A 26,276-nucleotide genomic window follows, 5' to 3' on the forward strand; every position below is an offset into this window, starting at 1 on the left:
GTTTCGCGAAAGCAAACAAACGGTTGGAGTTATGATGGGGGCCATGGCCTGGGACACTGATGCGACGCAGAAGAAAATCCTCGATGCCGCAATTACCGAGTTCTCTGATCGTGGCTTCTCCGGTGCGCGCATCCATCAGATTTCGCGGATCTCCGGGTGCAACCGCGAACGGATCTACTTCTACTTTGGCGGCAAGGCCGGACTCTTTGAAGCGGCGCTCACACGCGAACTCGTCACCGCCCTGAACGACCTTCCGGTCGCCGGCATGGGTCCTGGTGCGATCGGAGATTTCGCGGGACGGTACTTTGATTTTTCCAGGAGCCGCCCCAGCCTCGCACGCCTTACCTTTTGGGAGGGGCTTGAGCAGGGACATCCGGTAGGAGCCGAGGCCCGCACCCTCCGCTCGGCGAACAAAGTCACCGAGATCCGGAATGCCCTTCCGGCCTTGAGCGAGGCCGCGGCGGAAGACCTGCTCCTGACCATCGTCACCCTGTGCCACGCCTGGGTCTCGAGCCCGAATGTCCCCCTCGTGATCACCGGACCGCCGGACGCAGAGCGCAGGCGCGCAACCATCGTGCGCACCGGCGAACTGCTCGCTCAAGATGCCGTGGATACGGCCCAGCGGCCGTCATAGGCGCGAATACTCCGTTCCGTTCGAAAAAATAGTTGACGCTTCAACTTTCCTGACGTACATTTAGTTGTAGCTTCAAGCATCACTCCCCCAAGAGAACAGAATCTGATGAAAACCCTCCTGGCCCGCATATTCGGAAAGAAGACACCCATGACGAACCTCACCATCATCGGCAACGGCAACATGGCCCGCGGCATCGCCACCCGAGCACTCGCCGGCGGCCTGACCGTGGAAATCCTCGGACAGGACATCACCAAAGCGCAGGAACTGGCCGCCGAACTCGGCGCCGGAGTCACCTTCGGGACCACCGCCGAGGCCCCGCAGGGCGCCATCGTGGTCCTCGCTGTCCCGTTCGACGCCGCCAAGAACGTCGTCAGCGCCTACGGCGAGGCCCTGACCGGCAAGACCATCGTCGACATCACCAACCCGGTGAACTTCGAGACCTTTGACTCCCTGGTCGTCGAGCCCGGCACCTCCGCCGCCGAAGAAATCGCGCAGCTTGCCCCCGCAGGCGCCAACGTGGTCAAGGCGTTCAACACCACCTTCGCCGGCACCCTCGTCGCCGGAGAGTCAGGCGGACAGCCCCTGGACGTCTTCATCGCCGGCGACAACGCGGACGCCACCGCCGCCGTGAGCAGCTTCGTCAGCGCCGGCGGCATGCGCCCCCTGGTGGTCGGTCCGCTCAAGCGCTCCCGGGAACTCGAAGGCTTCCAGTTCGTCCTCATGACCATGCAGGCCAACCCCGAGTTCGCCGACTTCAACTGGGACACCGGACTTCAGGTCACCAAGTAACCCGGCGTGCGATAGGCGACAAAAATATACGCAAGAGCACGACGGCGGGCCGGATCCGCCGTCGTGCTCTTGTTTGCCTCGGCGGCAGGCCTCCGGTTCAACGCTTCTTGCCCCCGACGCCCGGCACGGACGCGACCTGCTTCATCCACGCCGCGATCTGGCGTTCGTCGACGTCGTCCATGGATTCGAGTTCCACACCCCGAGTCGACTTGCCCATCCCCACCGGTGTCACCGGAGGTACAGGCTCGAGCGCTGCGCCATTCACAAACATGAGCTTGACATGGCCAGCAAAGCCGCCGCAGCTGAAGCACCACCCGTCGCCGACTCCGTAGTAGGACATGCCCCACTTCACTGAGCGCCGGAGGCCGGGCAGTGTCTTTGCCGCCAAAGCATCGACCGTTTCGGCGATGCCCCGCTGCGGCTGTGGCAGGCTGACGATATATGCAAAGACCGGCTTGTCGCCGACCGCCGCTTTCGCCGGGCTTGCCCTGCCGGTCATGGATTCCGGCAGAGTTGGGGCGACGTCAACACGCGCACCGGTGCGCGTTGCCGGCTTTTGGGCTTCCCTCTTACCGATCTCCCCGCTGGTCATGGAGGGTATTATTCCTCACCCATCGCCAGACGGAACCACAACCGTTTTCTCGCGAGCCGTATCGGGCTCTTCGGGGACGTCTCTACCTGTCCGCAGTTATCGATTCCAGGACGGCCTGGAATGCTGGACTTACTCGTATCCCCAGGCCACCATCGTCTCCCGGTGCAGGGAGGGTTTCGAGTTTTTCGAGTTCCAGCCCGCGAAGGTTCGCAATCCCCTGGGTTCTGAGGGCTTCGAACCCGCCGAACTTGTTTGCGTTGTTGTGACTGAAAACGGTAACCGTGTCCGGGAGGTCGAGCGCGACCATCTCGACGATGCCCGGCGCGAACTCCCTGTGCGGGTAGCCGTCGATCCCTGGCATGCTCGCCTCATCATAAAGGCGTGCGAAAGTCTGCCTCGCTACATCGGCAGGGGCAAGGATGTCTAACGGATCGGGTGCGTCGAAGCTCGCCAGAACGCGTTGAAGATGTTCGCGTATCAGGTCCCGCCACGCAGAGGGCGGCTGGTCACCACAAGCGGCGGCCACGTTCCAAAATCCGAATTCACGCCCGGAGTCATCGACAGCGTGACCGGGCTGAACATGGACTTCGAGTCCCATCTCGGCGAAAACTTCGCGCGTGATCGTTCCGAAATGGTTAGCGCCTGAAATCGTGAAGAACGTGAGGTGCGAATCAGGCGGTTCCGGTTCGGGAGACTTCTTCCTGAAGATGCCCACAATGACCCGCTTTCGTTGTGGCGGTCGATCGATTCAAGTCGACACTGCCCGGCCTGGGAGTTTCTGCTGCCGTCAGTGGGTCCACAGGCTGAGCGCCCGGTGAACCCGATTCCGATTCTGTCGCAGTCCGATGGGAACCCAGGTTGCGACCCGCCCGGTAGAGACCTCCAGCCGGAACAGGCGGCATTGCTTTAGGGGCGGGTCCGGCACACCCAAGTCATGTCCAGGGTTCCGGCCGGGAATCCAGACGTGCCCACGTATCGAGACCGAGATTCGCGTCCATCGCACTGCCCGTAAGCCGACCGGTCTGCACAGCATGTGTATGGTGCTGATATGGCTTCTCCGCAGACGCTGAGTGAGCCCGAGCGCCGCGTCGTCGCGACTTGGGCCGCAGACTGCGCTGAGCGGGTTGTGGCTTTATTTGAGGCCGAGGCGCCGGCAGATGATCGCCCCCGCGACGCCATCGCCCGGGCGCGGGCCTTCGCCCGCGGTGAACTCAGTGCCGCCGACGAGATCCGCCGGCGGTTTGTGGCCGGCCGTGCCGCACGCGAGGTGACCAGCCCTGCTGCGGTGGCTGCCGCCCGGTCCGCCACGCAAGCCGCCGCCGTCGCCCACATGGGCGCGCACGCCCTGGGGGCAGCCGCGTATGCCGCGAAAGCGGCCGGACTGGCCGCGCCCGGTCGGCCCCAGACGATCGACGACGAGATCCACTGGCAACTCGAGCACATGAGCGCCGAAGCCCGGTCCGCGCTCCGGCGCCTGCCACCGCTGGGCGCGAATCCCGCCGGTCCGCTGGGGCCAGGACTTCTCGCATCCGGAATCCTCGCCTCGATCATCCGCACGATCCAGGCCGACTTGGCCCGCCCCGACCAGCCTGCCTCCTCCAGTTGAATCTGCCGCCCGCAAGCCGGTCCCCCACCGCGACACCATCCGCCCGGACTGGTTCTGCCAGAAAATCCGATACAGCTACTGGATTCCTGGAAGCCAGCAGCTTGGCCCACGTGCCCGGGTGAGGAGACCGCCGGCGACCAGCCGCCGGAGACGGTGGTCGAGGATGCCATCACCTGCTACGATCCCCAGAATCCCCACGACCGCATGCCAGTCGCAATCACTCAGGAGGTTCGCGGTGCCGGACACCACCTGCCACATGTCGATCTCGCTGGATGGCTTCGTCGCCGGGCCGGACCAGAGCCGCGAGAACCCCCTGGGCAAGCGGGGGCTGGAGCTGCACCGCTGGCACATCGGCGACCCGCGGGCCAACGATGCCGACAAGGTCGCGAACGAGTGGCTCATGCGCCCACGGGGTGCGTATGTGATGGGGCGGAACATGTTCGGCCCGGTCCGAGGGGACTGGGATGAGGAATGGGCCGGGTGGTGGGGAGCCGAACCGCCGTACCACGCGCCGGTGTTCGTGCTGACCCATCACGGACACGACCCGATCCAGATGGACGGCGGGACGACCTTCCACTTCGTCACCGAGGGCTTCGACGCGGCCTACTCCGCAGCCTGCCAGGCCGCCGGGGACAAGGGCGTGGACATCGCCGGTGGGGCCTCGACCGTCCGGCAGGCACTGATCGCCGGCGTGATCGACGAGCTCACCCTCGACATCGCACCGGTCCTGCTCGGTTCGGGCGAACGTATTTTCGACGGGGTTGAATCCTTCGGCTTCGAGCCCGCCGAGGTGCTCCACTCACCGCTGGCCACCCACATCCGCTATCGCCCCGTCGGCTGACTCCGAACTGGGATCCGGCCCGCTCCGGCCCAGGTACAACCCGGTCTGAAGCCCAGGGTGTGCACATTGCGCACACCCTCCTTTTGCCCACTTCGGAGCCCCCCACCCAGGGGCCACATATGCCTGAGACCACTCCCAACGGCCAATAAGCTCGTCCAGCGACGGTAATCCGACCTCCCCGATCGGTGTGACGGGTCTCCCCCCGGTGCGAGAATGTCTGCATGCTCACCTTCCTGGAGACTGAACGACTTCTGCTCCGGCAGTTCACCCCCGACGATGCGGAGCTACTCGTGGAACTGGACAGCGATCCGCGCGTGATGCGGTACATCACCGGCGGTATCCCCACCCCCCGGGGCGAGATAGAAGGCGATTTCCTCCCGGCATTCCTCGACTACTACCAGCGCTTTCCCGGCTACGGGTTCTGGGCCGCGATCGAGAAGACGACCGGGGAATTCCTCGGCTGGTTCCACTTCCGGCCAGGCCCCGACGATCCACAAGATCAGCCGGAACTGGGCTACCGGTTGCGCCACGCGGCCTGGGGAAAGGGGCACGCGACGGAGGGATCGCGGGCGCTGATCGCCAAGGGGTTCACCGAGTTCGGGGTGCAACGGGTTGTAGCCTCGACCATGGCAGTCAACACGGCCTCCCGAAGGGTGATGGAGAAATCCGGGATGCGCCTCGTACGGGCCTTCGTCGCGGACTGGCCGGTGTCCGTTCCGGGCGAAGAGCGCGGCGACGTCGAGTACGCGATCACCCGAGATGAATGGGAGACTGACGATTCCCGCCTTCGTCCCCAGTGACCCGCCCGTATCCGCGCGCGGCCAAGGTTGCCCTTCAGCAGCTTCAGTGCCCCCCGCGCGGAAACCAGTTCGAAGGCTTCGATGCTTCCGTCGCGGTCCTCGCCAGCCAAGCATGCGCACAACTGCGTGAGTTCATCCAATCCCGGCTGCTGCACGGCGTAAGCGGCCGCAGCGGTGACGATGCCGCTCTCCGAGCTGGACTCGCCTCATCGATGCTGGTCGGTATCGTCACCAGCAGGCGGATCATCGGTGTGCCTGTGTTGGTCGACGCGGACATAGAGAAGCTGGTGGCGACCGTGGCTCCGGCGATCCAACAGATCCTGGTTGGCGCACCCTCCCAGACCGGCAGGATCGGGAAGGGCACCGGCGCGTGACTGCCATTGAAAGTCATGTCACATAGGACTCGTGGGCTGCATGAACTCGCGTCAGCTGAAATAGGCAGGTAGGTGCCCAGCCACCAGCAGCGGCATAAGATGCATACGGGTATGGACAATGTCCACGCTATCTTTGGCCGGACAAAGGTCCGCCAGCCCCTCCCGGCCACACGCCAATTCGAAGTCATGGTGTCCTGACTGCGCTGACCCTACACCGCCGGGGAGTACGCGGACCTCCGCGCCCTCCCGGAAAACTTGACAGCGACCGATCAACGTTGACGCACGGACTCACGAACACGGGCAAGCGCCCCGCAGGCGCGCACTGGTCCCGTTCCTCTGCGGCTTCCCACCGGCTGTCACCATCACCGATCAGGACCCCTATGCGGAGATTGCATGTTTCCTGAAGATCCATCGCGGGAATGTGGCCCGAATATTCAAATGAACGCGCGCACCTAACGGTTCACTTGACAATATTTCTGAGTCAACTCAAAATTGAGTAGGCTCATGTTTAACCCACCGTACGTCATAGAGGAGCAGCACGCCATGAGGGCATTCGTCGTCACCAAGTACAAGGAGCCGCTTCGCTCAGCAGACGTCCCGGAGCCGACCGTCGGCGACCGCGATGTGCTGGTCCAGGTCCAGGCAGCTGGCCTCAACCAATTGGACGAGAAGATCCGCCTGGGTGAGTTCAAGCAGATCCTCCCGTACAAGCTCCAGCTGATCCTTGGCAACGATGTCGCCGGCACAGTCATCCGTGTCGGGGCGAAGGTGCGCGGCTTCAAACCCGGTGACGAGGTCTACGCCCGCCCCGACAAAGACCGCATCGGCACGTTCGCCGAGCGCATCGCCATCACCGAGGCCGATCTGGCACTGAAACCCGCATCTATCAGCATGGAGGAGGCCGGCTCACTACCGCTGGTTGCACTTACGGCGTGGCAGGCCCTCGTTGAGCAAGGCAACGTACGTCCGGGGCAGAAGGTCCTCATCCACGCCGGAGCCGGCGGGGTCGGGTCGATCGCGATCCAACTCGCCAAGCACCTCGGCGCCACCGTCGCGACCACCGCCAGTGCCTCCAACGCCGACTTCGTGCGCGATCTCGGCGCGGACACTGTGATCGACTACCGTACGCAGGACTTCGAACAGCTCCTCACCGGGTACGATCTGGTGCTCGACAGCCTCGGCGGGGAGAACCTCGCGAAGTCACTGCGCATCCTCAAGCCAGCCGGGAAGGCGATCGGAATCGCCGGCCCGCCGGACCCGGCGTTCGCGCGCAAAGCCGGTCTTAACCCTGTGCTGCGCCTTGCCATCGCGGGGCTCAGCAGCAGGATCCGGCGGCAGGCGAAGAAGCTCGGCGTCAGCTACGAGTTCCTCTTCATGCGCGCCAGCGGCGACCAGTTGCGCCAGATCACCGCCCTGGTTGACGACGGCGTGCTGCGCCCGGTCGTTGGGCAGGTCTTCGACTTCGCCCAGACCCCACAGGCGCTCGAGTCGCTGGCCAAGGGTGGCCTCCGCGGCAAAGCCGTCGTCACACTTCCCTCCTGAGCCGCCGGCAGCCATTCACCTCACAGACCACCCAGGAGGACTACCAGCATGAGCAGCTTTGACACCCCGAACGGCTCTGTCGTCACCTCGTACGCGAAGGCCGCCACACGCTCCATCACTTCAGGTGGCGTCACCTACGCCTACCGCGAGCTGGGGCCCAAGACCGGCATCCCCGTCGTATTCTTCGTGCACCTTGCCGCGACCCTGGACAACTGGGACCCGCGCATCATCGAGCCCATCGCGAAGAACCGCCACGTCATCACCTTCGACCAGCGCGGTGTCGGCGCCTCCACCGGGCAGGTTCCCGACAGCGTCGAGGCGATGGCCGACGACGCCCACACCTTCATCAAGGCCCTCGGGTTCGACCAGGTCGACGTCTTCTCCTTCTCAATGGGCGGCATGATCGCCCAGGACCTGGTCCTCAAGCATCCCGACCTCGTCCGCAAGCTCGTGCTGGCTGGTACCGGGCCGCGGGGCGGCAAGGACATCGACAAGGTCGTCGGCACCACCTACTGGGACGTCCTCCGCGCGACCCTGACACGCTCGGACCCGAAGGAGTTCCTGTTCTTTAACCGCAACGCGACCGGCAAACCGGCCGCGAAGGCGTTCATCAGGCGCTTGCAGGAGCGCACTGTCGACCGCGACAAGCCGATCAGCACCAAAGCCTTCCAGACTCAGCTGAAGGCAATCCGGAAGTTCGGCCGCTCCGCGCCGTCGGACCTGTCAAGGCTCACCCACCCCACCCTCATCGCCAACGGCGACAACGACCGCATGGTGCCGTCGGTCCTGTCCGGGGACCTACACCGGCGCATCAAGGGATCCGAGCTGGTTATCTACCCCGACTCGGGCCACGGCGGAATCTTCCAGTTGCACGACAGGTTCTCCCCCGTCGCCGTAGAATTCCTCGCCCACTGACCAGCACGTACCTGACACGATCCCGCTAACAGAGCAGAGAGTCACTGTGGCTGTGCCCGCCCGTGAATACGGGCGGGCACAGCCATTGGCGTGGCGCCCCGTCGCGCTGGCCAGCTCGAACAGGACACCTACAAACGCGTCAGCAGAGTGATCAAAAGTATCGCCACCCCTGACGCGGCCCCTGGCTGGTGACTACCCCGGCGTGCCAGGCCAACCGACGATCCACCGTTATCCAGACACTCCCTGCGGCGGGAGTGGTGCCACCGCGCTCACTTTTGGTGAACGCGGTGGCACCGGTTGTTCCCTTATGCCTTCGTCGCCGCCAACCGCGGGTAGACCGCTTCGAGCGGTGCACTGAGTCCGGCCTTTAGCTGGACAGACGTGTCGTCGGCGAGGACCTCGTACTGCCCTGCCTCGGTGGCGTCGAACACGGTGCGCACCAGCACGGCCGGGTCGAGCTTCGGGTCGGTGGCGTGCGCGGCCATCGCGGTGTCGACGTATGCGACATGGACGCCGACGACGTGCACGCCGGCGGGGGCGAGTTCGAGGCGGAGGGAGTTAGTCGCGGACCAGAGGGCGGCTTTGGTGGCGCTGTAGATGCCGGCGACGGCGTACCAGCTCAGGGCCGAGTGGATGTCGATGATCATCGCTCCGTCCTTCACCGACAAGACCGGAGCGAACGCGCGGGCGACGAAGAGAGGCCCGAGAAAGTTCGTCTCGACGTTCCTGCGGATCTCCTCGTCCGTGTGGGTGAGGATCCCGGCACTGGAGACCGACGCGCCGGCGTTGTTGATCAGCACGGTCACATCCGGTGCCGCCTCGACCGCCGCCTGGATGGAGGCGGAGTCGGTGACGTCCAAGGCGAGCGGAACGATGCGCTCGTCGTTCCAAGTGCGGGGGGTGCGGGCGGAGGCATAAACCTTTGCAGCTCCCCGCGCGAGTGCTTCGTGCACGAACTGCGTGCCGATTCCGCCGTTGGCTCCGGTGACGAGGACGACTGCTCCGTTGAGTGAGGGCATGACTGTTTCTTCTTTCTGATCGGTACGGGGTATGTAAGGTCGGCGGCGGACGGCCCGCGGCAGACGATTAGGCGTGTGCCAGGGCCGGATAGTCGGTGTACCCGGCCGCGCCGCCGCCATACAGGGTTGCCGGGTCCACCTCATTCAGTGGCGCACCAGTGCGCAGTCGCTCAACAATGTCGGGGTTCGCCAGGGCGAAGCGGCCCAGCGGCGCGATATCCGCGAGCCCGGCGTCGATGTCGTCGACAATCTGCTCACGGTCGCGCCCATAGCGGACGACGAGGATGGCCGCAGGCCACGCGTCGCGGAAGGACCGCAGCAGTTCGTCGTCACCGAGGTGGTGTACGTGCAGGTACGCAACGTCCAGTGCGGCGAGTTCGCCGACCAGGTGGCGGTACTGAGTCCGGACGTCGGCGGGATCCCCTTCATTGATTCCGCCCAGCGGGAACGCCGGTGAGATGCGGATGCCGGTCCGGTCTGCCCCGATCTCCTCGGCCACCGCGCGGGCGACCGCGACGACGAACCGGGACCGGTTCTCCACGGATCCGCCGTACTCGTCCGTGCGGTGGTTCGAGTTTGGCGAGAGGAACTGGTGGAGCAGGTACCCGTTCGCGCTGTGGATCTCCACGCCGTCCGCTCCCGCTGCGATAGCGGAGGCTGCGGCGTGGCGGAACCCGGCGATGGTGGCCTGGATGTCTTCGGCAGTCAGCTCACGCGGCACCGGCGTCTTCTGCGGGCCCGTTGGAGTGAACATGTCCTGCTCGGCCGAGATCGCCGACGGGCCCACGGGCTGACGGTGGTGCGGGGTGTTATCCGGGTGCGACATCCGGCCGACGTGCATCAGTTGGATGAACAGGGCCCCGCCGCCTGCATGCACCGTGTCGGCGATCTTTCTCCATCCCTCGATGTGTTCAGGAGTGTAGATGCCGGGGGTGTTCAGATAGCCCTGGCCATCCTCGGACGGCTGCGTGCCCTCGGTGATGATCAGCCCGAGCGAGGCGCGTTGGCCGTAGTACTCCGCGGCCAGTTCCCCGGGGGTGCCATCAGGGTTTGCGCGGCTCCGGGTCAGCGGGGCCAGCGCGAGCCGGTGCGGCAGCTCCACATTGCCGAGGGTGAAGGGTTGCCAGAGGGAGGAAGTCATGTGTGCGGTCCTTTGCGTCGCGGGGTAATAGCGCCACCACTCTGCCGGGGCGGAACACTGGGGTTCGGCCCTTGCGTGGGAGAATGAACGAAGGAACATTCGAACCCACACAGTAGTGACTACACTCATAACTGAGTGCAGTCAGAATCTATTCCGGAGGATCCATCACCATGTCTCTCGCCTCCCAGCCGGTCGGACGGCGCGAGCGGAACAAGCAGCAGAAGCTGGACCGCATCACGGCCGCGGCAAGCGAACTGCTGGCCGAGCACGGCATCGAGGATGTCACGACCCAGCAGATCGCCGACAAGGCGGACATAGGCACCGGGACCCTGTTCCTTTACGCGAAGACCAAAGGCGAACTCCTCCTCCTCGTGCAGAACGCACACTACGCCGAAGCGCTTCAGCAAGGTCGGGCTGATGCCGAAACCACCCCGGATACCCTCGATGCGGTGCTGGCAATCGTACGGCCGATCGTGGAATGCAACCGCGTCCAGGTCGACAACGGACGCACGTACCTGCGGGAAATGGTCTTCGGTGATCCCGCGGAGCCCCGTCACGCTGAGGCCCTCTCCATCGTCGCGCAGACCGAGGAGGCCATCGCTGCCGTCCTGGGCAGGCAGGAGCTGCCTCGTGCGCAGGATGCCGCTACGACGGCCCGCATCGTCACCGCCATCATGTTCCTCAGCATGGCAGCGACCGTGAACGCCGCATTGAGCATCGACGAGATCGTTCAGGACATCCGGACCCAGGTCGGCGTACTGCTGTCTCGCTGACACAATCAAGTGCTCGCACTAACGCCCGGTGTCCACCAATTGCCTGGGGTCGTGGATCGGCAGAAGAACGGCCACCGCTACTGCACTGAATGCGCAGCCTGACTCCCTCACCAGACGAGGGGGCACCGTGCGGTCCCAGGCAAAGGATTTTGAACGCCGGACTTCAAGTTAGGCGTTCCCCTCAGCCCCGCAAACCCGCCGGATCTTCTGTGTGCTGGAGCCGGGAGCGCGGTTCGCGGCATTCCGGGTTTTTAAGTCCTCCCGGGCAGCAGGTGGGGTCCCATCCGATCGGTCCGGGTCGCCATGAGTGCGTCGGTAAGCCGCCGGACGTCCCTTGCCCGCACTTCGCCTGTGGGTGGCACGGTGCAGGACTCGCTGGTGCAGGTCAGCAGCGCTGCCGTGACCTCCGCGATCAGAGCCGGGGATGGGCTAAACCGGTATCCGCCGTCGGCAGGGTCGTTAGAAGAATTCAGCGCCCTGGTGATGAACACGGCGGCCTGCGTCCTGCTCGCCATGCCGAGTTTCCTCAGAATGGTTGAGGTCAGATTCTTCACGGTCTTTTCCGCCAGCGACATTTCCTGGCTGATCTGGCGGTTGGTCAGCCCTCTCCCCAGTCGGATGGCGGTATTCATTTCCTGTCTCGTAAGGGTCAGAAGTCTCCTATCCAGGGACTGGGTTGCGGGCCCGACGAGCGGGGTAACGAGCGCGGTCCGGAACCGGCCGCTGTACGCGGTGTGCCCGGCCAGGGCACGGCGGATGAGCCTGAGCTGTTCGCAGCTGCCGTCCTGTTTGGACAGGCACCCCCATGCGCCGGCCAGAATCGAGTCGATCAGCACGACTTCGTTGGCATCTCCGGTCATCAGGAGGCACCGGATGGTCGGGTCCGCCGCAGCGATGGCCCGGCACACGTCGGCACCTGAACCGTCGGGGAGATCATCGTCAAGGATGACCAGCTCCGGGCGGAGGGCAGGGATTCGCCGGAACGCCCGGTGCGCGGATCCTGATTCTCCGGCGATGCTGAGACCTTCGGACTCCAGCAGATGGCGCAGGCCCCGTCTCACGACCTCGTGGTCGTCCAGCAGATAGACGCCCCGGCCGGCCAAAGGGGGCGGCGGGTGGATTTCCGGTTCAGCCATCATCGCCATTACGTTCCTTCGCTTTTAAGGCACCGAAGGCGTGCTGGATGATCCCGTCCGGTCCCCATCCAGCGTGCATCCATGCGCACACTGCCCGACAGGCCCCACACTAAACCGATAGTGCCGACCCAACAAGGGCCCGCGGGGGTGGATCCGTGGCTTTTCTGAACGTGTTCTGCAGACAACCGGTGTCGTAACCTCAGACCGCCACTAGAGCTCCGTCGGGGAGTATGGCCCAGAGCACGCTCGGGCGGCGTCGGGCGCTCTTGGACGCTGCGCGCTTCTCCGATGGCGCTCATGATCCCGTGGTTCGAACGTGTCGGCCGAGGATTTCGGCGCGTTTCCTGACCGCGCTAACGTAATCGGTGAAAGCCTGCTGCGTGTCGGACGCAAACTCCCGGAGCAGCAGCCCGCAAAGCGGGCCAGTGAACTCTTCTCTTACGAGCAGGTGCGTCATGCCGCCCACCGGTTCAAGCGTGAAGGTGCGCACCCCGGTGAGCAGGCCCAGAGGCAGGCCCTGGGTCCAGGTCATCACCTCGCCGGGCATCTGCTGGACGCGCAGCCGGAAGGTGCGCTCCCCTCCGGTGTGGGTTCGGATTCTGATGGTGCCACCGTTGCGCAACTCGCCCCTGATGTGCGTGATGCCGGATTCCCAGACGGTGAAGTTCCGTGCATCGGTAATGACGTCCCAGACGGTGGAGCTTCGGGCTTTGATCAGTGTCTCGGCCCCGACCGAGTGCCTGGCCATGCTGTGACCCTGGCCGAGAGGGCGCCGGGTTGTGGGCACCTGGTCTGTAGACATCAGCCCGCAACCCAAGGCATTGGCCGCGGGACCGGACCGCCGACGCGACCAGCCAGGCATCGGCAGGCTCCACGGCCGATAGCGCCGGCAAGGGACAGCGCCGCGTTCTGGACGGCCATGACACCGCAGCCCTCCGCGGCCGGCAGATCGTGCATCACCAGAACAACGCTCCCTACTGATTCTTCAGACAAGGGGTTCTCCTTTTCTAAACGGAGTGACAGCCGGATAGTAGCCCGGCTTCCTGTGGGCAGCCAGAGAGTCCACTGATCGGGTTATGCCTCGCAGCCTCGGCCGGTCCGACCCGCCTGCGGGAACGCCCCCGACGGCTGACAACCGGCCACCGTGCCGCCCAATGGCATGGAGCGACAGTCTGGCGGTTGCGCAGAAGGACACCGCACCCTGGTCGAGGACTAAGACACCACCTCGTCCATGGTCATTGCATCTGCTGCCAAGCGGTACTGGGTCGATGGCGCTCTCAGACCAGAGCCTTGGTCTTGATTCTTTCGAATTCATCAGCGCTGATAGTTCCGGAGTCCCGAAGAGCCGTGGCTTTGGAGATCTCGTCGCTCGGACTCGGTGCAGCGACGCTGCGGATGTAAGCATCCGAGGCCTCCCGGTTCTCCTGGGCCCGTGCCATGGACCGCTCCGTCATGCCCTTACCGCGGGCAATCACGTAGACCAGCACACCCAACAACGGCACGAAGACCAGGAAGAGGATCCAGACAGCTTTCCACCAGCCGCTCAGCGTGTCGTCGCGGAACAAGTCGCCGATGACGGCGAACAACGCCCAGAGGAAGGCGATGAACGCGTAAACGAGGAAAAACCACCAGAAAATATCCCAAAAGTTTTCCCAGAAACTCATATCAACTTCCCTGCTTTCTGTAGGAGCGGAGTGGGTCGGGAATGCAGCCGGGCAGGACTGAGGCTAGCTGCAGACCTGCCCGGAGGGGCCTTGAGATCAGCATTTAGTCGCCGTTTGGAGGTCACTGACCGCGGCCTGGACGTTGGCGGCGTCGTCCCGCAGGGAGGCGGCCGCCTGAGTAAGGGTGGCATCATCCGGGACGGCTCTGACGGCTGCGTCGAACTTGTTTTCGGCCGTCTTAACTGCGTCCATTTCGTCTTTGGCTACATCCTGGCTGGCCTTGACCAGGTCGTCGTAGGTCTTCGCGACCTGTTCCCGTGCCGATTTGATCTGTTCTATCGTGGCACCAGGTTTAAGTGTCTGTTTGAAATTTATCAGGGATCCGGCGAAGGCACTGGCAGCAGCGCAGGCCTGCGAAACGTTCTTCTCCGCTCTGGCGCTGCTGACACTGGTGCCGGGGCTGGACGTGCCGCAACCCGTGAGCAGTACGATGGCTGCCCCGGCTGCGATCGATCCGGCGAGGATCGGGTGGTCTGGACACTGGAGGCCCCTTTTCCGAAATGGAATGCGGCAGGGAACCCTGCCGCACGCAAGTCCGACCATTGTCTACCCGTAACGCGGGCGTGGGCCTCATCCGGGGAAGGTGATACGTAGCGGCAGAACCACGAGTTCACCGGACTCGAGATTGCCTCCACTACCAACCGGATTGAAGGCGGCACGAACGCCCAACTCAGACTGATGCTCCACAGCCACCGGGGCATGAGCGAAGAGCACCAAAAGCGAGCCATCCCGAGGTAGGACTCGAACTGCATTCCCTCCATTCCGTCCCGGCAGCTGAGCACCAGTCCCGGAGTCACCGCCACGGGGCAGGTGCCGGGAGATCCGACGGCACCGGAGGGCTAGGACTCATGGCGCAGACTAACGGAGAAGCAGGTCCCAGCCGTCGGGTCTGGTTAGGGTGGAGGATGACCGGAGAACCGAACACCTGGCACGACAAGCACAAGGCTTCCCTCACCCGCGGGCAGCAGGCCGCGGACTTCATGCGAAACGGGATGGGGAGCTGGCCTTTCGTGGGAGGTTTCATCGCCTTCATGCTGGTCTGGGCCGCCGTCAACACCTGGGCGCTGGCGACCCATGCCTGGGATCCGTACCCCTACATCCTTCTTAACCTCTTTCTGTCCATGCTGGCCGGTCTGCAAGGAGCAATTCTGCTCATCGCCGCCAAACGCCAGGATGCCATCGCCGGGGCCATGGCCCAGCATGACTACACTACGAACCTGAAGTCCAAGGAAGAGATCGATCTCCTGATGGACATTAACCGCCAGCAGTTGGAGATTCTCCGCGAACTTCAGCAACTCACAGAACACGGACCAAACGAAAGCAGCCTTTCAACTAGCGCCCGCCCGGCCTAAAAGATGAACCGATACCGGCAGCCGGCAACCCTGGCTAACGGCTCAGGCGTTCCGCAAAGAGGTGCCCCGTAAAACGGCAGCGAAGCCTCCCGTAAGCGGGCCCCCGACGTGCCACACCTCGGGCAGTGACCTGCGGTGCCGTTGTCATGAGTTGCCTGATGGGGCACTCACAGAGTGCGCCAAGGCAGCGCGCGTATGAAAAATTTCGTTGTTCGACAACCCCGGTTGGCGGGCGGATACTGAAGAACCATGAAGCCTACCCAAAGCGGGTTGCGCATCCAGCTTCTCGGCTCGTTCATCGTGTACGTCAACGGGAACGCCGTCGAGAACAGCCACTGGCGGCTGCAGAAGGCAAAGGCCGTGGTGGCAATGCTGGCGCTGGCGCGTGGTCAGCGTAACCGTCGCGAGCAGGTACTGGACCGCCTGTGGCCTGACATGGAGCCGGTGGCCGCCGCACGGAATCTGCATCAGACCCTGTACGTCGCTCGCCGTGCGCTCGCTAGCGCTGGAGCCGGCAACGACGGGCTGCTCGCCATCCGCGGTGAAGTGGTCGTGCTGGATGACACTGGCCCGGTCGATGTCGATGTCCTGCAGTTCGAGCGTTCGGCCGTGGCAGCGTTGGCTGCAGGTGTCGAGGCCGGCCTGCGCGATGCGGCCGACTTGTACACTGGTGATCTTTTGCCGGAACTGCCGGATGCGGACTGGCTGACGACACGCCGCGATGAGCTCCGGGAAATCCATCGCGAGGTACTGGTGAAACTGGCGTCCACGGTGGCGCAACGCGCACCGGAGGAAGCGTTGGTCATCCTCACCCATGCGCTCGAATCCGATCCCGTTCACGAGGGAGCCGTGCGCGCGCAGATGGTGGTGCTGGCTGGGATGGGCCGGCGGTCGGAAGCATTGGCACGATATGAGCGGCTGGTCGACGAGCTCCTCGACGCGTTCGGGACCGACCCGGACACCCGGACGGTGGAACTGTTTCGCGAATTGTTGACCGGCTCGCCGCCCGAGGAACGCCTCCACCAGCCCGCCGGAGTGACCGGCAAAGACGATGCCATCGGCTATCTGCCATCCCCGTTGACAAGCTTCATCGGGCGCGAGCGTGAGCTCGTTGACGTCGAGCGGCTGATGGGCCATGCTCGCCTGCTCACCCTCACCGGGGCTGGCGGCAGCGGCAAGACCAGACTGGCCTTGGAGGCCGCGAAGACAGTTCGTCCTGAGTACGTGGACGGAGTCTGGTTCGTTGACCTCGCGGCCGTTGGGGAGTCGCTGCTGGTGGCCGATGCCGTAGCCGAGGTTCTCGGGTTGGATTCCGGCGCTGCACCAAGCCGCGTGCAAGCGCTGGTCGACCAACTGCGGCGACGCTCGCTGCTCCTCGTGCTGGACAACTGCGAACACTTGCTCGCGGCCTGTGCGCAACTCGTCGTCGCGCTACTTGACGGATCCTCTGGGGTTAAAGTGCTGGCCACCAGCCGGGAGCCACTCCATGCCGACGGGGAGTACACCTACAGGGTGCCGTCATTGCCCCTGCCCTCGCCCCTGCCGACTGACGCTCTCGATCTGGCCGTGCTGGGCCGTCTGCCCTCTGTCCGGCTTTTTGTTGAGCGGGCAGCGCAGGTCCGGCCGGGTTTCGCGCTCGACGCCGACAACGCGCAGGGGGTGACAGAGTTGTGCCGACGGCTCGACGGGATGCCGCTGGCCCTCGAATTGGCCGCGGCCAGGACGGCCGTACTCGAACCCGCCGAGATCGTCCAGAGATTGGGCGATGCTTTGTCCATGCTCGGCGGGGGAACCAGCGGCGTCACACGGCACCAGACGCTGCGTGGCACCTTGGAATGGAGCCACGAACTGCTCACCAAACCGGAGCAGGTTCTGCTGCGCCGGCTGTCTGTGTTCGCGGGTGGTTTCACCCTCGAGGCTGTGGCAGCAGTCTGCGCTGACGCGCCCCTCCAGCAGATCGAACTGCTCGACCTGTTGGCCAAGCTGGTGGACAAGTCTTTGGTGGTCACCGAAAGGAGGGGCGCCGGGACCCGATACCGGCAATTGGAGACGGTCCGCCAGTTTGGCCAAGAGAATCTCGATCATGCAGGTGAGGCGGCTCAACTGGCGGCTGCGCATTGCGCCTACTTCCTTGCCGTCGCCGAATCCCACAATCCCGAACGGGCCACCGGGGTGGTCATCGAACAGCCGAAGTTGCTCGACCGCGAGCACGACAACCTGCGCGCTGCGTTGCGCTGGTCGTGCGCCCACGAGCCCGGGACCGCGCTCCGGCTCGCGGCCAGCCTGTGGCGGTTCTGGTTCCTCCGCGGTCACGCGGTCGAGGGAGCACGTTGGGTGGAGCGTGCCTTGGCGGTGGCTCCCGACTCGACCCGGCCTCGCGCGGCTGCCCTGATCGGCCTGACCGGGCTGGACAGCCGGCAGGGCCGTGGCGATCGGCATCGGGCGCTCGGCGCGGAGGCCCTGGCAATAATGCGGGAGATCGGCAACCCCGACGAGGTGACGATGGCCCGGCTCATTGAGACCTCGCTCGCCTGGAGCACTTTCGACCTGGACGAGGCCGAACAGCTGGCGGCCGACGTGCACACCGAGGCAGTCGAGGGTGGCAGACCCGAACATTGCGCTGCCAGCAGTTGGCTGCTCGGCCAGTGCGCGTTGTCCCGGGAGGACGGACCACTCGCCGCCCGTCACCTAAACACCTGCCTGAGCGAACTCGCGCAGTCTGATACCAGCACTCCACCCTTCCTGCCGGTGATCACGCCCAGCCTGCAACTGGTCCCGATCGCCGGACGGTTGGTGCCCTGCGTCGAGGAAACCCTGCTGTTGGGCCGGCGGGTCGGGGTCATCCAAGCCAAAGGCTACGTGCTGTCCGCCATCGGCTACGCGGCCAGGCTTTCGAGAGACACGCAGTCTGCGATATCCGTCATCACGGATGCAGCCGAACATTTCGCCGAGTTAGGAGATGACCTGGCCAGGGCGCAAACACTCCACCAACTTGGCTGCATTCTGCGCGACTGTGGCGACCACAGTGCGGCCGATGAGGCCCTGTCCTTGGCGCGGGAGCTTCGGCTCGGTCTGGGCGACCGACGCGGCGAGCTGCTGACCGAGATTAGTATCGCCCTGCTCCGCGCCATGGGTGGTGATATCGACCGCGGCCTGACAGACGCTCGGCGTTGCCTTTCAGGGTTCGAGTCCGCGGGAGATCAGGTGGGAATGGGCGCCACGCTGACCATTCTCGGTGCCGCCGAACTGATCTCCGGGGAGGTCCGGGCAGCGCGGGAAATGTACAGGCAGGCAGCGGAAAAAGTCGCCCCATGGCGGCGACACACTGGCTGGCAACGGTTGATGGTGGCAGAGCTATCCAACGAGCTCGGCGACCCGCATCGGGCGGCCCGAGAAATTGACAGGGCTGGGGAAATTTTCGACCGAACGAAATGCCTCATCGCCGGTCAGCGGCTGGCCGCACTGCGTAGGCGGGACCCGGATGATGATGTTGAGACGGCGTTGAGTGCTCGTTGAGTACGGTTCACTAGCGTGATTCCTGGATCTGACAAATAGATCTGACCAACCAACAGCAATCAGGAGGAACGCATCGTGACAACGACGCAGACTAGGCCGACCCGCATCGGCGAGGCCACCATCGCCGAGTTCGCCGCCGGGCTGCGCGGCACGGTCGTCAGGCCAGGGGACGCGGACTACGACCACGAACGCAGCATCTGGAACGGGGCCCACGACCGGCGCCCGACGCTCATCGCACGCTGTGCGGGTGTGGCAGATGTGATCCGCACGGTCGATCTCGCGCGCAGCGAGGGGTTGCCGTTGTCGGTTCGCGGCGGTGGACATTCGATCCCCGGGTTTTCCACCGTCGACGACGGTATCGTGCTGGACCTTTCGCTGATGAAGGGGGTCCAGGTGGACCCAGCCCGCCGCCGCGTGGCGGCACAGGCAGGGTGTACCTGGAAGGACCTGGATGCAGAGACCCAGCAATTCGGGCTTGCGGTGACCGGTGGCCTGGTGTCCTCAACCGGCATCGCCGGCTTCACCACCGGCGGCGGCATCGGCTGGCTCGTGCGCAAGCACGGGCTGGCCAGCGACAACCTGGTCGGCGCCGACGTCGTCACTGCTGACGGGCAGTTTATTCACGCCAGTGCCGATGAGCACCCCGATCTGTTCTGGGGGCTGCGCGGCGGCGGCGGCAATTTCGGTGTGGTGACGTCCTTCGAGTATCAATTGCACGAAGTGGGGCCCATGGTCCTTTCCGGCCTGGTTTTCTACCCCGCAGAAGAAGCGGAGCAGGTGTTGCGCGGCTATCGGGCGGCCTGCGCGGCGGCCCCCGATGAGCTGACCACGCTGGTCAACATGACCATGGCGCCGCCGGTCCCGTTCCTGCCAGAATCAGTGCACGGCAAGCCGGTCATCGCTGTGGGAGGGTGCTGGTCCGGCGATCTAGATGCCGGCGAGGCTGCCACCGCACCCTTCCGGTCATTGGGCACGGTCATCGCCGATGTGTTCACGGCCAACCCGTACGCGGGATGGCAGCAGGCGCTCGATCCGCTCTACCCGCGGGGCGTGCACAACTATTTCCGCTCGGCATTTCTGCGCGCCGCCGACGACGCGTCCGTGCGCGTGCTGCTGGACTCGTTTGCGGCATTGCCCAGCGCCATGACGCAGATTCACCTGCACCACCTTGGCGGCGCGGTCGGCCGGGTTCCTGCCGAAGCAACGGCCTTCGCACTCCGCGACCAGGAATTCATCGTCAATGTTGTTGCGCGCACGCCGACAGCGGAAGGCTTCGCGGATGTCGTCGAATGGGCCCGGGGCGTGACGTCTGCGCTCGGTCCGGATGTGACGGCCTACGTGAATTTCACAGGTGAAGCGAATACGGCGCTCGTCCGGGCGTCGTACCCGGCGGATACATACCGGCGGCTCGTGGAACTGAAAAACGAATACGACTCCACCAATCTATTCCGGTTGAACCAGAACATCGCCCCCACGGTGTGACAGCACTGCCTGCGCCAGAGGCACCTCGGATGGGTCCGCTGCACCCAGCAAACCCCTTACCTGAAGTTGCGTGGGTTGAGGCAGGAAGATCCCTGGGTTTCCGGGGGACTTCCTGCCCGTCTCGTGGGAAGCAGGCAAGGAGCGAGCCACAAAGCAGCAACGGCAGGAAACTCACTCCGGTGTGGACAACGTACACACCCCTCTTGGCCGGACAAACGGGAACCAGCCCTCCCCCACGCCACCGGTAAGCCAGCATTCCGGAGAAAAACATCTTCAAGAAATCCCCGCAGGTCATGTCGTCAGTAGGACCCCACGGCATGAATAGGTATTAGGCCAACCACAGCCACCAAAACAACTCGGAAAGGAGACCCGGATGACCCACCCCGCTCGAACGAGGGGAAACACAGCGCCCGAGGTGGGACTCGAACTGCATTCCCTCCCCCGCACACACTGGACTCCCCGGACATGCGGAATCCGGCCCGGTTCGAAGGCCGAAGTGTGGACAAAGTACACATTCCCAAATTGCCCAGTTCAAAGCATCGCAGCCACGTGCCGCCCCCTTATCGCAGAGCGCACTCCAGACGATCTGGGCAGCACACACCTGAATTCAGACGACCCACGCGCGCACGTCGCGATGGCCTCGATTAAGCTGATGCGCTCTCGTCGGCCCGTCTGAACACCCGTCGCACGCCGCCTCGCGCGAGCATGAGAACGATGATCAGTGCAGTCACTTGAAAGAAGCCACCGAGACGGACAGCGTCGCCGAATACCAGGTCAACCAGTCCGAGCACCATGAACTTGCTCCCCGGCAGCACCAGCAACAGGGTGAACGCGCTGACAATTCGAACCCGCCGAGTATCGGCCGACCGGATCCGCGCAACGATTTTCTTCTTCGCCCACAGCACGACTTCAAGGACGACCTTCAGCAGGATCGCCGTCAAGAGCGCCAACAGGAATGTTTCGGATATGACGTCGGGAAACAGCTGGATGAACACACCCAGCACCACGAGATAGACCAGCACGTCGACCAGATCTATTGGACGGATCCGCATCCAGCGAGTATATCGACGGCGCCCGGACCGCCCTCTTGCCCGATTAGGATTCCTTCCACTTCGCTCAGGCCCTGCAAGTGCCCCACCCGCCCCACGCAGACCCAGAGCAGTCCGTTTGCCCGTTCCACGGCCTGCCCCATAAGAGTCGTTCACGCGCGGTCTCGGTCTCTTCCGCGACCAGGATGTAACCAAGGTCCGCCGCCCTCGACTCGTGGATCTGGCTCCTGGGTAGGGTGCCGACCTGTCAATGAGCAGATGGTCGGCAAGTACTCCCGTTCGTGCTCTATATGGACGGGGTCTTACGCCGGCCTTCCAGCAGGGCAAGAGTAGCCCAGGATAAAAGCGCTGGGACCAGGATCAGCAGGACGAAAACCCACCACTGGTAGTGGAAGCTCCACAGCAGGACGAGCCCACCCACGACGAGTCCGAGTACAAAGTAGAGCACGAAAAAAACGACCCCTAGACCCATGATGCGTCGATTCATGAGTACATGCTCCCATGAGGAGCAGTACCTATATGGAAGTAGTGAGCCAGGGAGTTTGGTGGAGGCTTGTTGCGCCACGAAGCGTGCCCGTAAGCCGATCCCTCAGCGGGCGCTGCGATAAGACCCGGCGCTATGGCAGGAACGGCTGCGGGTGCCAGAAGCCACCCCAGCTGCCGCATGGATCCCGCGTGCCAGGCACGAACCCGGGGAAGCCAATGATCGTGATACTTCGCCGCCGGTGGGTGTGCCACGGCTAGTCTAGGTGTTCACAATTCTTGGGGGATTGAATGGCTCGGACACACAACCCACCGGTTTTTCTCGCCGGGGTGATCCACGTGTCCGTCGGCTGGATACTCTTCGGCCCGACGAGTGTGTTAGCGGCAGCTTCCGATCGACCCGTCTCCCCCAGTCACCCAAATGCGGGGTTGTAGGCTCAGAACATGTCAGCTCATTGGGGGATGCAGACTCAGCGCGGAAGAGTACTGCTTGTTTTGGCCGGACTCGTCCTTGCGCTGGCGGGTTGTACGTACAGTGACCCGCCTGAGCAGACAGTTAGCTCATCGTCCAAAGGGGCAACGTTGCCACCCCGGTCATTTGAGGAAAACGTTGGTGACGTGGCCCGTTTGCTTGGTGCATCCGTAACGGACGCTGGTATGCCAACGGAAGCAGAGCCTGCCGGGAAATTGGCCACTGTACTTGCTCCCGGGGACTATGTCGTCACGGCCGCGTGTGCCGGCGGCTACTTCGCCAAGCTGACGATCGTTGAGGGCGATGGGCTTCCGCTGTCAACAGACGTTGACTGCGACGCCACATTCCAGCGATTCCTCAGGCACGCGGGCGGTCCCATCACGATCAGCGCGATCCCGTCGACCGGCAGGCCCGCAGCCGCCGGAATTGCGATAGGGCCCAACACTGACCCCATGGCTTCAGCGCAACAGGACATGGGCGAATGGTCATCAAAGCAACTGAAACCCGCAGTGCCGGGAGAGCTGGCCGGCTCCGCTGCTTCGAATTCCCCGACCAGCTTCGGAATGTCCGCCAAATCCGGCACCTACGAATTGCAGTTCGTGTGTGAAGGACCCTCCGGGACCGAACTGTCGGTGGCCAGTTGGTCCGGTGTCGAAGTCGTCGCCCCGGTGCAGGTCCATTGCAATGGGAACATCTTCAAAACGACAGTGCAGCTGGGAGCAGGCGCCGACAGAGTCGATTTCAAGATGAACCCAGGAAGCGGTGGCTCGGAGACCCGATACGCCTTCAGGCTCGTTCCGCCCACGTAGCCTCTCCTGTCCGGACGCGTCGACCTCGGCTCGGAGTCTTAGACGCGCTCATGTTGAACCGCCGTGTTCGGACTGCGGTTCCCGGATGGTTCCGCCGAACCCCACCGCGCTGCCGTGCGTTGGGCGAGCGTTCAGACGACCAGGGCGTCGCCTTGGCGCAGTCGTGTGCGGGCTCGACGAAGAGTCTCACCTTACCGGGATCTTCCTGGGCCCTGGGATGGTCAGGTGCCCTGGTAGTCGCCGGAGGCCTGCTCGGGAACTTCCCACTCCCCCTTGGGGGTCCGGAATCCACGCATGAATCCGAACATCAAGTCGGTCATTCCGGCCGGGTCACCGCCGCAACGGACGAAATCTTCCCGTCGGCGCCGGCCTAGCCACGTCGTGTGTCGGACGCCCAAAACCGTGACCAGGGTTGCACCGAACACTGCAGCGGTTAGGAAGATAGGCAATTCAGTGCTGAACCAGGAGGCCAGCACTCCCGCGGAAATTGCTCCAACCCCGATCCACAGAACGAACCCGGTGACTACTGCTCCGCGCAGCGCTGCGTTACTGGGACGGTGGATTGGGATGAACTTGGCGGGGTCAACGGGCGTATAGCCGCGCCTGGAGCGGCGTCCGGTTTGTTCGGACATGAAGTTCGTATCCCCTAGATTGTCTGCGCTGACCGGGGACATCCCGACCATTACTCTCGAATCATATTCTGGACTATGGCGCCAGTACCGATAATGGACCCCAGTGTCCCGGCTCAGGCTAATAACTGATGAGCCCATTTAACCGCTCTTCACCACCGGACCTTGTTGCGGGAAGGCCCGGGCGTGGACCCGGGCCAGGACCTCGACTCCGAGGCCCCCGGCGGCCCCGCACGCCACGGCCGCGAGCAACAACCCGCCGGGTGGCCGGGAAAGCAGGAAGAATTCCTGAACGAGCGGGAGGTTGAGCGAGACCAGCAGGGAGGCGCTCATGGCCAACACCACGGCCAGGCGCGCCGCGTTGAGGGGGCGCGACACGGCCGATAGGATCCACAGTCCGACCATGGAAAGCGTCAGCACAGAGGCGCTGCTGACTTGTTCGGACGTGGCCGCGCCGGCCAGCGGCGCGAATGCGTTCAGTGTGAGCAGGGAGGCCGTGACGATCAGTCCGGCAGGGACGGAGAACCATAGGGACCGGCGCAGGAATCCGGGCTGATAGCGGCGCGGGTTCGGCATGAGCGCCAAGAAGAAGGCCGGGATTCCGATCGTCAGGCCGTCCGTGAAGGATAGCTGGCGGGGAAGAAACGGAAACGTCCACTGCAGGAGCCCGAAGGTCACCGCGATGGCGGTCGCATAGACCGTTTTGCTGAGGAAGAGGCTGGAGACCCGCTCAATATTGGCGATGACTTGCCGGCCCTCAGCGAGGACTCCGGGAAGCCGGTCGAAGCGGCCGTCGAGCAACACCAGGCGCGCGACTGCCTTGGTGGCGGGCGCCGCGGAGTCCATGGCGATGCCAAGGTCGGCCGTCTTGAGCGCGAGGGCGTCGTTGACGCCGTCGCCGGTCATGGCCACAGTATGTCCCCGGCGCTGGAGCGCCTCGACCATCGCCCTCTTCTGGGCCGGCGTCACTCGGCCAAACACCATGTTTGATTCCATCACCTCCTCCAGATGCAGCGGGTCCTCCGGCAGTGAGCGTGCGTCGAAGCCCTCCGTGACCTCCAGGCCAACCCTGCGGGCAATGGCGGCAACGGTGCGGGGATCGTCGCCGGAAATGATCTTCAACCCGACCCCTTCGGTCCGGAAGAACTTGAGGGTCTCCCGTGCATCGGAGCGCGGCTGTTCCCGGAAGGTCAGCAGCGCCACAGGGTGGAGCGACGCCGGCAGCTGCTCCACCTTCCCATTGGCTGGCAACTGATCCGCGCCAGCCAGGAGCAGGGTCCGCAGCCCTGATGCGGCCAGTTCGCCGGCCTGGCGCAAGACGTCGCTCTGGCGCGGTACTGCGCCGTCGGGCGCCGGGATCGACGGCTTCAGACGTGCGGCTGCGTCGTCGCCCTGCACAAGCATCATTTCCGGTGCTCCGAGAATCCAGGTGCGCGCACCGCGGGCGCTCCCGTTGAAGCTGACTCCGCTCCACTTCCGGGCGGAGGAGAACGGCACGGACCGGACGGGTTGAAGGCCGCCATCATCCTCAAAGGCCGTGCTCAGGCAGCGTGCCGTGGCGTTTGCCTCGGGTTCGGCGCCAAACCATGCGAGGGCCTGCTCCCATCCCGGTTGCGGCGCCAGCGGGTGAACCGCGTCGAAGACCAGTCCTCCTTCTGTGAGGGTTCCGGTCTTGTCCATGCACAGTACGTCTACGCGTGCCAGTCCCTCGACAGCGGCGAGTTCCTGGATCAGTACGTTGTGTTTAGCCAGCCGGAGTCCGCCCACGGCGAAGGCCACGCTCGTCAGCAGCACTAGTCCCAGCGGGACGATCGCGATCATGCTGGCAATGAGTCCCACGAGTGCGGGGGTCCAGGCACCGGTGGAAATGGCGGACTGCCAGCCGCCGCGCGCCTGGATCTCGCCGTTGAGCACGATGAGGGCAACGGGCAGCAGGATCCAGGCGATCCAGCGCATTACACGGTTGAGGCTGTTGCGGATCTCGGAGTTCACCAGTGAGAAGCGTCGCGCATCTGCCGTCAGCCGGCTCGCGAACGACGCCGCTCCGACCCGGACAACCTGGGCGTTGCCGTGGCCGGCCACGACGATCGATCCGGAGAGTACTTCCGTCCCCGCATCCTTACCCACCGGGTCTGCTTCGCCCGTGAGAAGCGATTCGTCCACCTCGAGGCCGGACGACTCCAGTACGGCAGCGTCGGCAGTGACCTGATCCCCGGCCCGCAACACCAGGAGGTCATCTTTTACGACGTCGGCCGTGGCGATGTCGTGGATCTGCCCCTCGCGCAAGACCCGCGCGAGGGGGGCGTTGAGGACAGCCAGCCGGTCCAAGGACTTTTTCGCCCTGTATTCCTCGACGACGCCGATCACGGCATTGCTGACAGCGGCGAGGCCGAACAGGGCATCCCGCCATTGCCCCAGGAACAACAGCAGCAGGAAGCTCGTGCCGACGATTGCGTTGAAGAGCGTGAAGACGTTGGCCCGGAAGATCTGCCACAGGCTCCGGCTAGTGGTGTCCGGCACGCGGTTGGTAAGCCCGCGCTCGACCCGCGTAGCCACCTCCCCCTGCGACAGCCCCTTGGCGGCCGGCCGGCGCCTGGC

Annotated in this window: 25 protein-coding genes; 14 read left to right on the forward strand and 11 right to left on the reverse strand. The window is 64.4% G+C overall.

Going from position 1 to position 26,276, the window contains the following annotated elements:
* The first annotated feature begins 43 nt into the window (after window positions 1–43).
* On the forward strand, window positions 44–634 hold the full coding sequence (locus AC1DN2_RS16335) for a TetR/AcrR family transcriptional regulator (RefSeq protein ID WP_476851165.1): 591 nt from the start codon (window positions 44–46) through the stop codon (window positions 632–634).
* 147 nt (window positions 635–781) lie between these two features.
* Entirely contained in the window at window positions 782–1,423 is a 642-nt protein-coding gene (locus AC1DN2_RS16340) for an NADPH-dependent F420 reductase (protein ID WP_476851166.1), read from the forward strand.
* Between the two features lie 97 nt (window positions 1,424–1,520).
* On the opposite strand, the gene AC1DN2_RS16345 is transcribed toward AC1DN2_RS16340, so the two are convergent.
* Window positions 1,521–2,015, reverse strand: coding sequence for a DUF1801 domain-containing protein (locus AC1DN2_RS16345; protein WP_230010156.1), 495 nt, complete (start codon window positions 2,013–2,015; stop codon window positions 1,521–1,523).
* 82 nt (window positions 2,016–2,097) lie between these two features.
* Window positions 2,098–2,730, reverse strand: a complete 633-nt coding sequence (locus AC1DN2_RS16350; RefSeq protein ID WP_476851167.1) for a hypothetical protein — start codon at window positions 2,728–2,730, stop codon at window positions 2,098–2,100.
* 333 nt (window positions 2,731–3,063) lie between these two features.
* On the opposite strand from AC1DN2_RS16350, the gene AC1DN2_RS16355 reads away from it, so the two are divergent.
* From AC1DN2_RS16355 to AC1DN2_RS16385, 7 genes are all read left to right on the forward strand, one after another.
* A complete protein-coding gene (locus AC1DN2_RS16355) occupies window positions 3,064–3,621 on the forward strand; it encodes a putative immunity protein (RefSeq protein WP_476851168.1) in 558 nt (185 codons plus the stop codon).
* A gap of 235 nt (window positions 3,622–3,856) precedes the next feature.
* A complete protein-coding gene (locus AC1DN2_RS16360) occupies window positions 3,857–4,462 on the forward strand; it encodes a dihydrofolate reductase family protein (RefSeq protein WP_476851169.1) in 606 nt (201 codons plus the stop codon).
* A 221-nt stretch (window positions 4,463–4,683) separates the two neighbouring features.
* Window positions 4,684–5,262: a GNAT family N-acetyltransferase gene (locus tag AC1DN2_RS16365; RefSeq protein WP_476851170.1), complete on the forward strand. Its 579-nt coding sequence runs from the start codon at window positions 4,684–4,686 to the stop codon at window positions 5,260–5,262.
* Window positions 5,259–5,636: a TetR/AcrR family transcriptional regulator gene (locus AC1DN2_RS16370; protein ID WP_476851171.1), complete on the forward strand. Its 378-nt coding sequence runs from the start codon at window positions 5,259–5,261 to the stop codon at window positions 5,634–5,636. Before AC1DN2_RS16365 ends, AC1DN2_RS16370 begins: the two co-directional genes overlap by 4 nt.
* A 322-nt stretch (window positions 5,637–5,958) precedes the next feature.
* Window positions 5,959–6,078 (forward strand): acetylxylan esterase, encoded by a 120-nt coding sequence (locus AC1DN2_RS16375; RefSeq protein WP_476851196.1) that lies wholly within the window; start codon window positions 5,959–5,961, stop codon window positions 6,076–6,078.
* Between the two features lie 101 nt (window positions 6,079–6,179).
* Window positions 6,180–7,178: an NADP-dependent oxidoreductase gene (locus AC1DN2_RS16380; protein WP_476851197.1), complete on the forward strand. Its 999-nt coding sequence runs from the start codon at window positions 6,180–6,182 to the stop codon at window positions 7,176–7,178.
* Window positions 7,179–7,226: 48 nt separating this feature from the next.
* The gene (locus tag AC1DN2_RS16385) at window positions 7,227–8,093 is read left to right on the forward strand and encodes an alpha/beta fold hydrolase (RefSeq protein ID WP_476851172.1); all 867 of its coding nucleotides are present in this window, start codon (window positions 7,227–7,229) and stop codon (window positions 8,091–8,093) included.
* Between the two features lie 305 nt (window positions 8,094–8,398).
* Here AC1DN2_RS16385 and AC1DN2_RS16390 read toward each other — a convergent pair whose 3' ends face one another.
* Window positions 8,399–9,112 (reverse strand): SDR family oxidoreductase, encoded by a 714-nt coding sequence (locus tag AC1DN2_RS16390; RefSeq protein WP_476851173.1) that lies wholly within the window; start codon window positions 9,110–9,112, stop codon window positions 8,399–8,401.
* 67 nt (window positions 9,113–9,179) lie between these two features.
* The gene (locus AC1DN2_RS16395) at window positions 9,180–10,253 is read right to left on the reverse strand and encodes an alkene reductase (protein WP_476851174.1); all 1,074 of its coding nucleotides are present in this window, start codon (window positions 10,251–10,253) and stop codon (window positions 9,180–9,182) included.
* 170 nt (window positions 10,254–10,423) lie between these two features.
* Between AC1DN2_RS16395 and AC1DN2_RS16400 the strand changes: the two genes are divergently transcribed.
* Complete coding sequence (locus tag AC1DN2_RS16400) at window positions 10,424–11,026, forward strand: TetR/AcrR family transcriptional regulator (RefSeq protein ID WP_476851175.1); 603 nt, start codon at window positions 10,424–10,426, stop codon at window positions 11,024–11,026.
* A 251-nt stretch (window positions 11,027–11,277) separates the two neighbouring features.
* Here the strand turns inward: AC1DN2_RS16400 and AC1DN2_RS16405 are convergent, their stop codons facing one another.
* The 4 genes from AC1DN2_RS16405 to AC1DN2_RS16420 all read right to left on the reverse strand — a co-directional run bounded on the left by AC1DN2_RS16405 (window position 11,278) and on the right by AC1DN2_RS16420 (window position 14,429).
* Complete coding sequence (locus AC1DN2_RS16405) at window positions 11,278–12,171, reverse strand: response regulator (RefSeq protein ID WP_476851176.1); 894 nt, start codon at window positions 12,169–12,171, stop codon at window positions 11,278–11,280.
* A gap of 286 nt (window positions 12,172–12,457) precedes the next feature.
* Window positions 12,458–12,910: an SRPBCC family protein gene (locus tag AC1DN2_RS16410; protein ID WP_476851177.1), complete on the reverse strand. Its 453-nt coding sequence runs from the start codon at window positions 12,908–12,910 to the stop codon at window positions 12,458–12,460.
* Window positions 12,911–13,439: 529 nt separating this feature from the next.
* Window positions 13,440–13,826 carry an SHOCT domain-containing protein gene (locus AC1DN2_RS16415; RefSeq protein WP_028276897.1) on the reverse strand — a complete coding sequence of 129 codons (387 nt, stop codon included), beginning with the start codon at window positions 13,824–13,826 and terminating at the stop codon, window positions 13,440–13,442.
* A gap of 96 nt (window positions 13,827–13,922) precedes the next feature.
* On the reverse strand, window positions 13,923–14,429 hold the full coding sequence (locus AC1DN2_RS16420; protein ID WP_476851178.1) for a hypothetical protein: 507 nt from the start codon (window positions 14,427–14,429) through the stop codon (window positions 13,923–13,925).
* Between the two features lie 362 nt (window positions 14,430–14,791).
* On the opposite strand from AC1DN2_RS16420, the gene AC1DN2_RS16425 reads away from it, so the two are divergent.
* The 3 genes from AC1DN2_RS16425 (at window position 14,792) to AC1DN2_RS16435 (ending at window position 20,236) form a co-directional block, all read left to right on the forward strand.
* Window positions 14,792–15,238: a DUF1003 domain-containing protein gene (locus AC1DN2_RS16425; protein ID WP_476851179.1), complete on the forward strand. Its 447-nt coding sequence runs from the start codon at window positions 14,792–14,794 to the stop codon at window positions 15,236–15,238.
* 249 nt (window positions 15,239–15,487) lie between these two features.
* Window positions 15,488–18,754 carry a BTAD domain-containing putative transcriptional regulator gene (locus tag AC1DN2_RS16430; RefSeq protein WP_476851180.1) on the forward strand — a complete coding sequence of 1,089 codons (3,267 nt, stop codon included), beginning with the start codon at window positions 15,488–15,490 and terminating at the stop codon, window positions 18,752–18,754.
* Window positions 18,755–18,829: 75 nt separating this feature from the next.
* Window positions 18,830–20,236, forward strand: coding sequence for an FAD-binding oxidoreductase (locus AC1DN2_RS16435; RefSeq protein WP_476851181.1), 1,407 nt, complete (start codon window positions 18,830–18,832; stop codon window positions 20,234–20,236).
* A gap of 644 nt (window positions 20,237–20,880) precedes the next feature.
* Here AC1DN2_RS16435 and AC1DN2_RS16440 read toward each other — a convergent pair.
* Together AC1DN2_RS16440 and AC1DN2_RS16445 are read right to left on the reverse strand one after the other, a co-directional pair.
* The gene (locus tag AC1DN2_RS16440) at window positions 20,881–21,288 is read right to left on the reverse strand and encodes a hypothetical protein (RefSeq protein ID WP_476851182.1); all 408 of its coding nucleotides are present in this window, start codon (window positions 21,286–21,288) and stop codon (window positions 20,881–20,883) included.
* A gap of 283 nt (window positions 21,289–21,571) precedes the next feature.
* Window positions 21,572–21,733: a hypothetical protein gene (locus AC1DN2_RS16445; RefSeq protein ID WP_476851183.1), complete on the reverse strand. Its 162-nt coding sequence runs from the start codon at window positions 21,731–21,733 to the stop codon at window positions 21,572–21,574.
* 692 nt (window positions 21,734–22,425) lie between these two features.
* Between AC1DN2_RS16445 and AC1DN2_RS16450 the strand changes: the two genes are divergently transcribed.
* Window positions 22,426–23,049 carry a hypothetical protein gene (locus AC1DN2_RS16450; protein WP_476851184.1) on the forward strand — a complete coding sequence of 208 codons (624 nt, stop codon included), beginning with the start codon at window positions 22,426–22,428 and terminating at the stop codon, window positions 23,047–23,049.
* A 770-nt stretch (window positions 23,050–23,819) separates the two neighbouring features.
* On the opposite strand, the gene AC1DN2_RS16455 is transcribed toward AC1DN2_RS16450, so the two are convergent.
* The gene (locus tag AC1DN2_RS16455; protein WP_476851185.1) at window positions 23,820–26,234 is read right to left on the reverse strand and encodes an HAD-IC family P-type ATPase; all 2,415 of its coding nucleotides are present in this window, start codon (window positions 26,232–26,234) and stop codon (window positions 23,820–23,822) included.
* Window positions 26,235–26,276: the final 42 nt, after the last annotated feature.

The sequence above is a fragment of the Arthrobacter sp. 01L42 genome, from assembly GCF_056400005.1.

What these genes read in the sequence shown, in the direction of transcription:
- AC1DN2_RS16335 (WP_476851165.1), top strand. Translation starts at nt 44, where the DNA reads ATGGCCTGGGACACTGATGCGACGCAGAAGAAAATCCTCGATGCCGCA.
- AC1DN2_RS16340 (WP_476851166.1), top strand. Translation starts at nt 782, where the DNA reads ATGACGAACCTCACCATCATCGGCAACGGCAACATGGCCCGCGGCATC.
- AC1DN2_RS16345 (WP_230010156.1), bottom strand. Translation starts at nt 2,015, where the DNA reads ATGACCAGCGGGGAGATCGGTAAGAGGGAAGCCCAAAAGCCGGCAACG.
- AC1DN2_RS16355 (WP_476851168.1), top strand. Translation starts at nt 3,064, where the DNA reads ATGGCTTCTCCGCAGACGCTGAGTGAGCCCGAGCGCCGCGTCGTCGCG.
- AC1DN2_RS16365 (WP_476851170.1), top strand. Translation starts at nt 4,684, where the DNA reads ATGCTCACCTTCCTGGAGACTGAACGACTTCTGCTCCGGCAGTTCACC.
- AC1DN2_RS16380 (WP_476851197.1), top strand. Translation starts at nt 6,180, where the DNA reads ATGAGGGCATTCGTCGTCACCAAGTACAAGGAGCCGCTTCGCTCAGCA.
- AC1DN2_RS16385 (WP_476851172.1), top strand. Translation starts at nt 7,227, where the DNA reads ATGAGCAGCTTTGACACCCCGAACGGCTCTGTCGTCACCTCGTACGCG.
- AC1DN2_RS16390 (WP_476851173.1), bottom strand. Translation starts at nt 9,112, where the DNA reads ATGCCCTCACTCAACGGAGCAGTCGTCCTCGTCACCGGAGCCAACGGC.
- AC1DN2_RS16395 (WP_476851174.1), bottom strand. Translation starts at nt 10,253, where the DNA reads ATGACTTCCTCCCTCTGGCAACCCTTCACCCTCGGCAATGTGGAGCTG.
- AC1DN2_RS16400 (WP_476851175.1), top strand. Translation starts at nt 10,424, where the DNA reads ATGTCTCTCGCCTCCCAGCCGGTCGGACGGCGCGAGCGGAACAAGCAG.
- AC1DN2_RS16405 (WP_476851176.1), bottom strand. Translation starts at nt 12,171, where the DNA reads ATGGCGATGATGGCTGAACCGGAAATCCACCCGCCGCCCCCTTTGGCC.
- AC1DN2_RS16410 (WP_476851177.1), bottom strand. Translation starts at nt 12,910, where the DNA reads ATGGCCAGGCACTCGGTCGGGGCCGAGACACTGATCAAAGCCCGAAGC.
- AC1DN2_RS16415 (WP_028276897.1), bottom strand. Translation starts at nt 13,826, where the DNA reads ATGAGTTTCTGGGAAAACTTTTGGGATATTTTCTGGTGGTTTTTCCTC.
- AC1DN2_RS16420 (WP_476851178.1), bottom strand. Translation starts at nt 14,429, where the DNA reads ATGGTCGGACTTGCGTGCGGCAGGGTTCCCTGCCGCATTCCATTTCGG.
- AC1DN2_RS16425 (WP_476851179.1), top strand. Translation starts at nt 14,792, where the DNA reads ATGACCGGAGAACCGAACACCTGGCACGACAAGCACAAGGCTTCCCTC.
- AC1DN2_RS16430 (WP_476851180.1), top strand. Translation starts at nt 15,488, where the DNA reads ATGAAGCCTACCCAAAGCGGGTTGCGCATCCAGCTTCTCGGCTCGTTC.
- AC1DN2_RS16440 (WP_476851182.1), bottom strand. Translation starts at nt 21,288, where the DNA reads ATGCGGATCCGTCCAATAGATCTGGTCGACGTGCTGGTCTATCTCGTG.
- AC1DN2_RS16450 (WP_476851184.1), top strand. Translation starts at nt 22,426, where the DNA reads ATGCCAACGGAAGCAGAGCCTGCCGGGAAATTGGCCACTGTACTTGCT.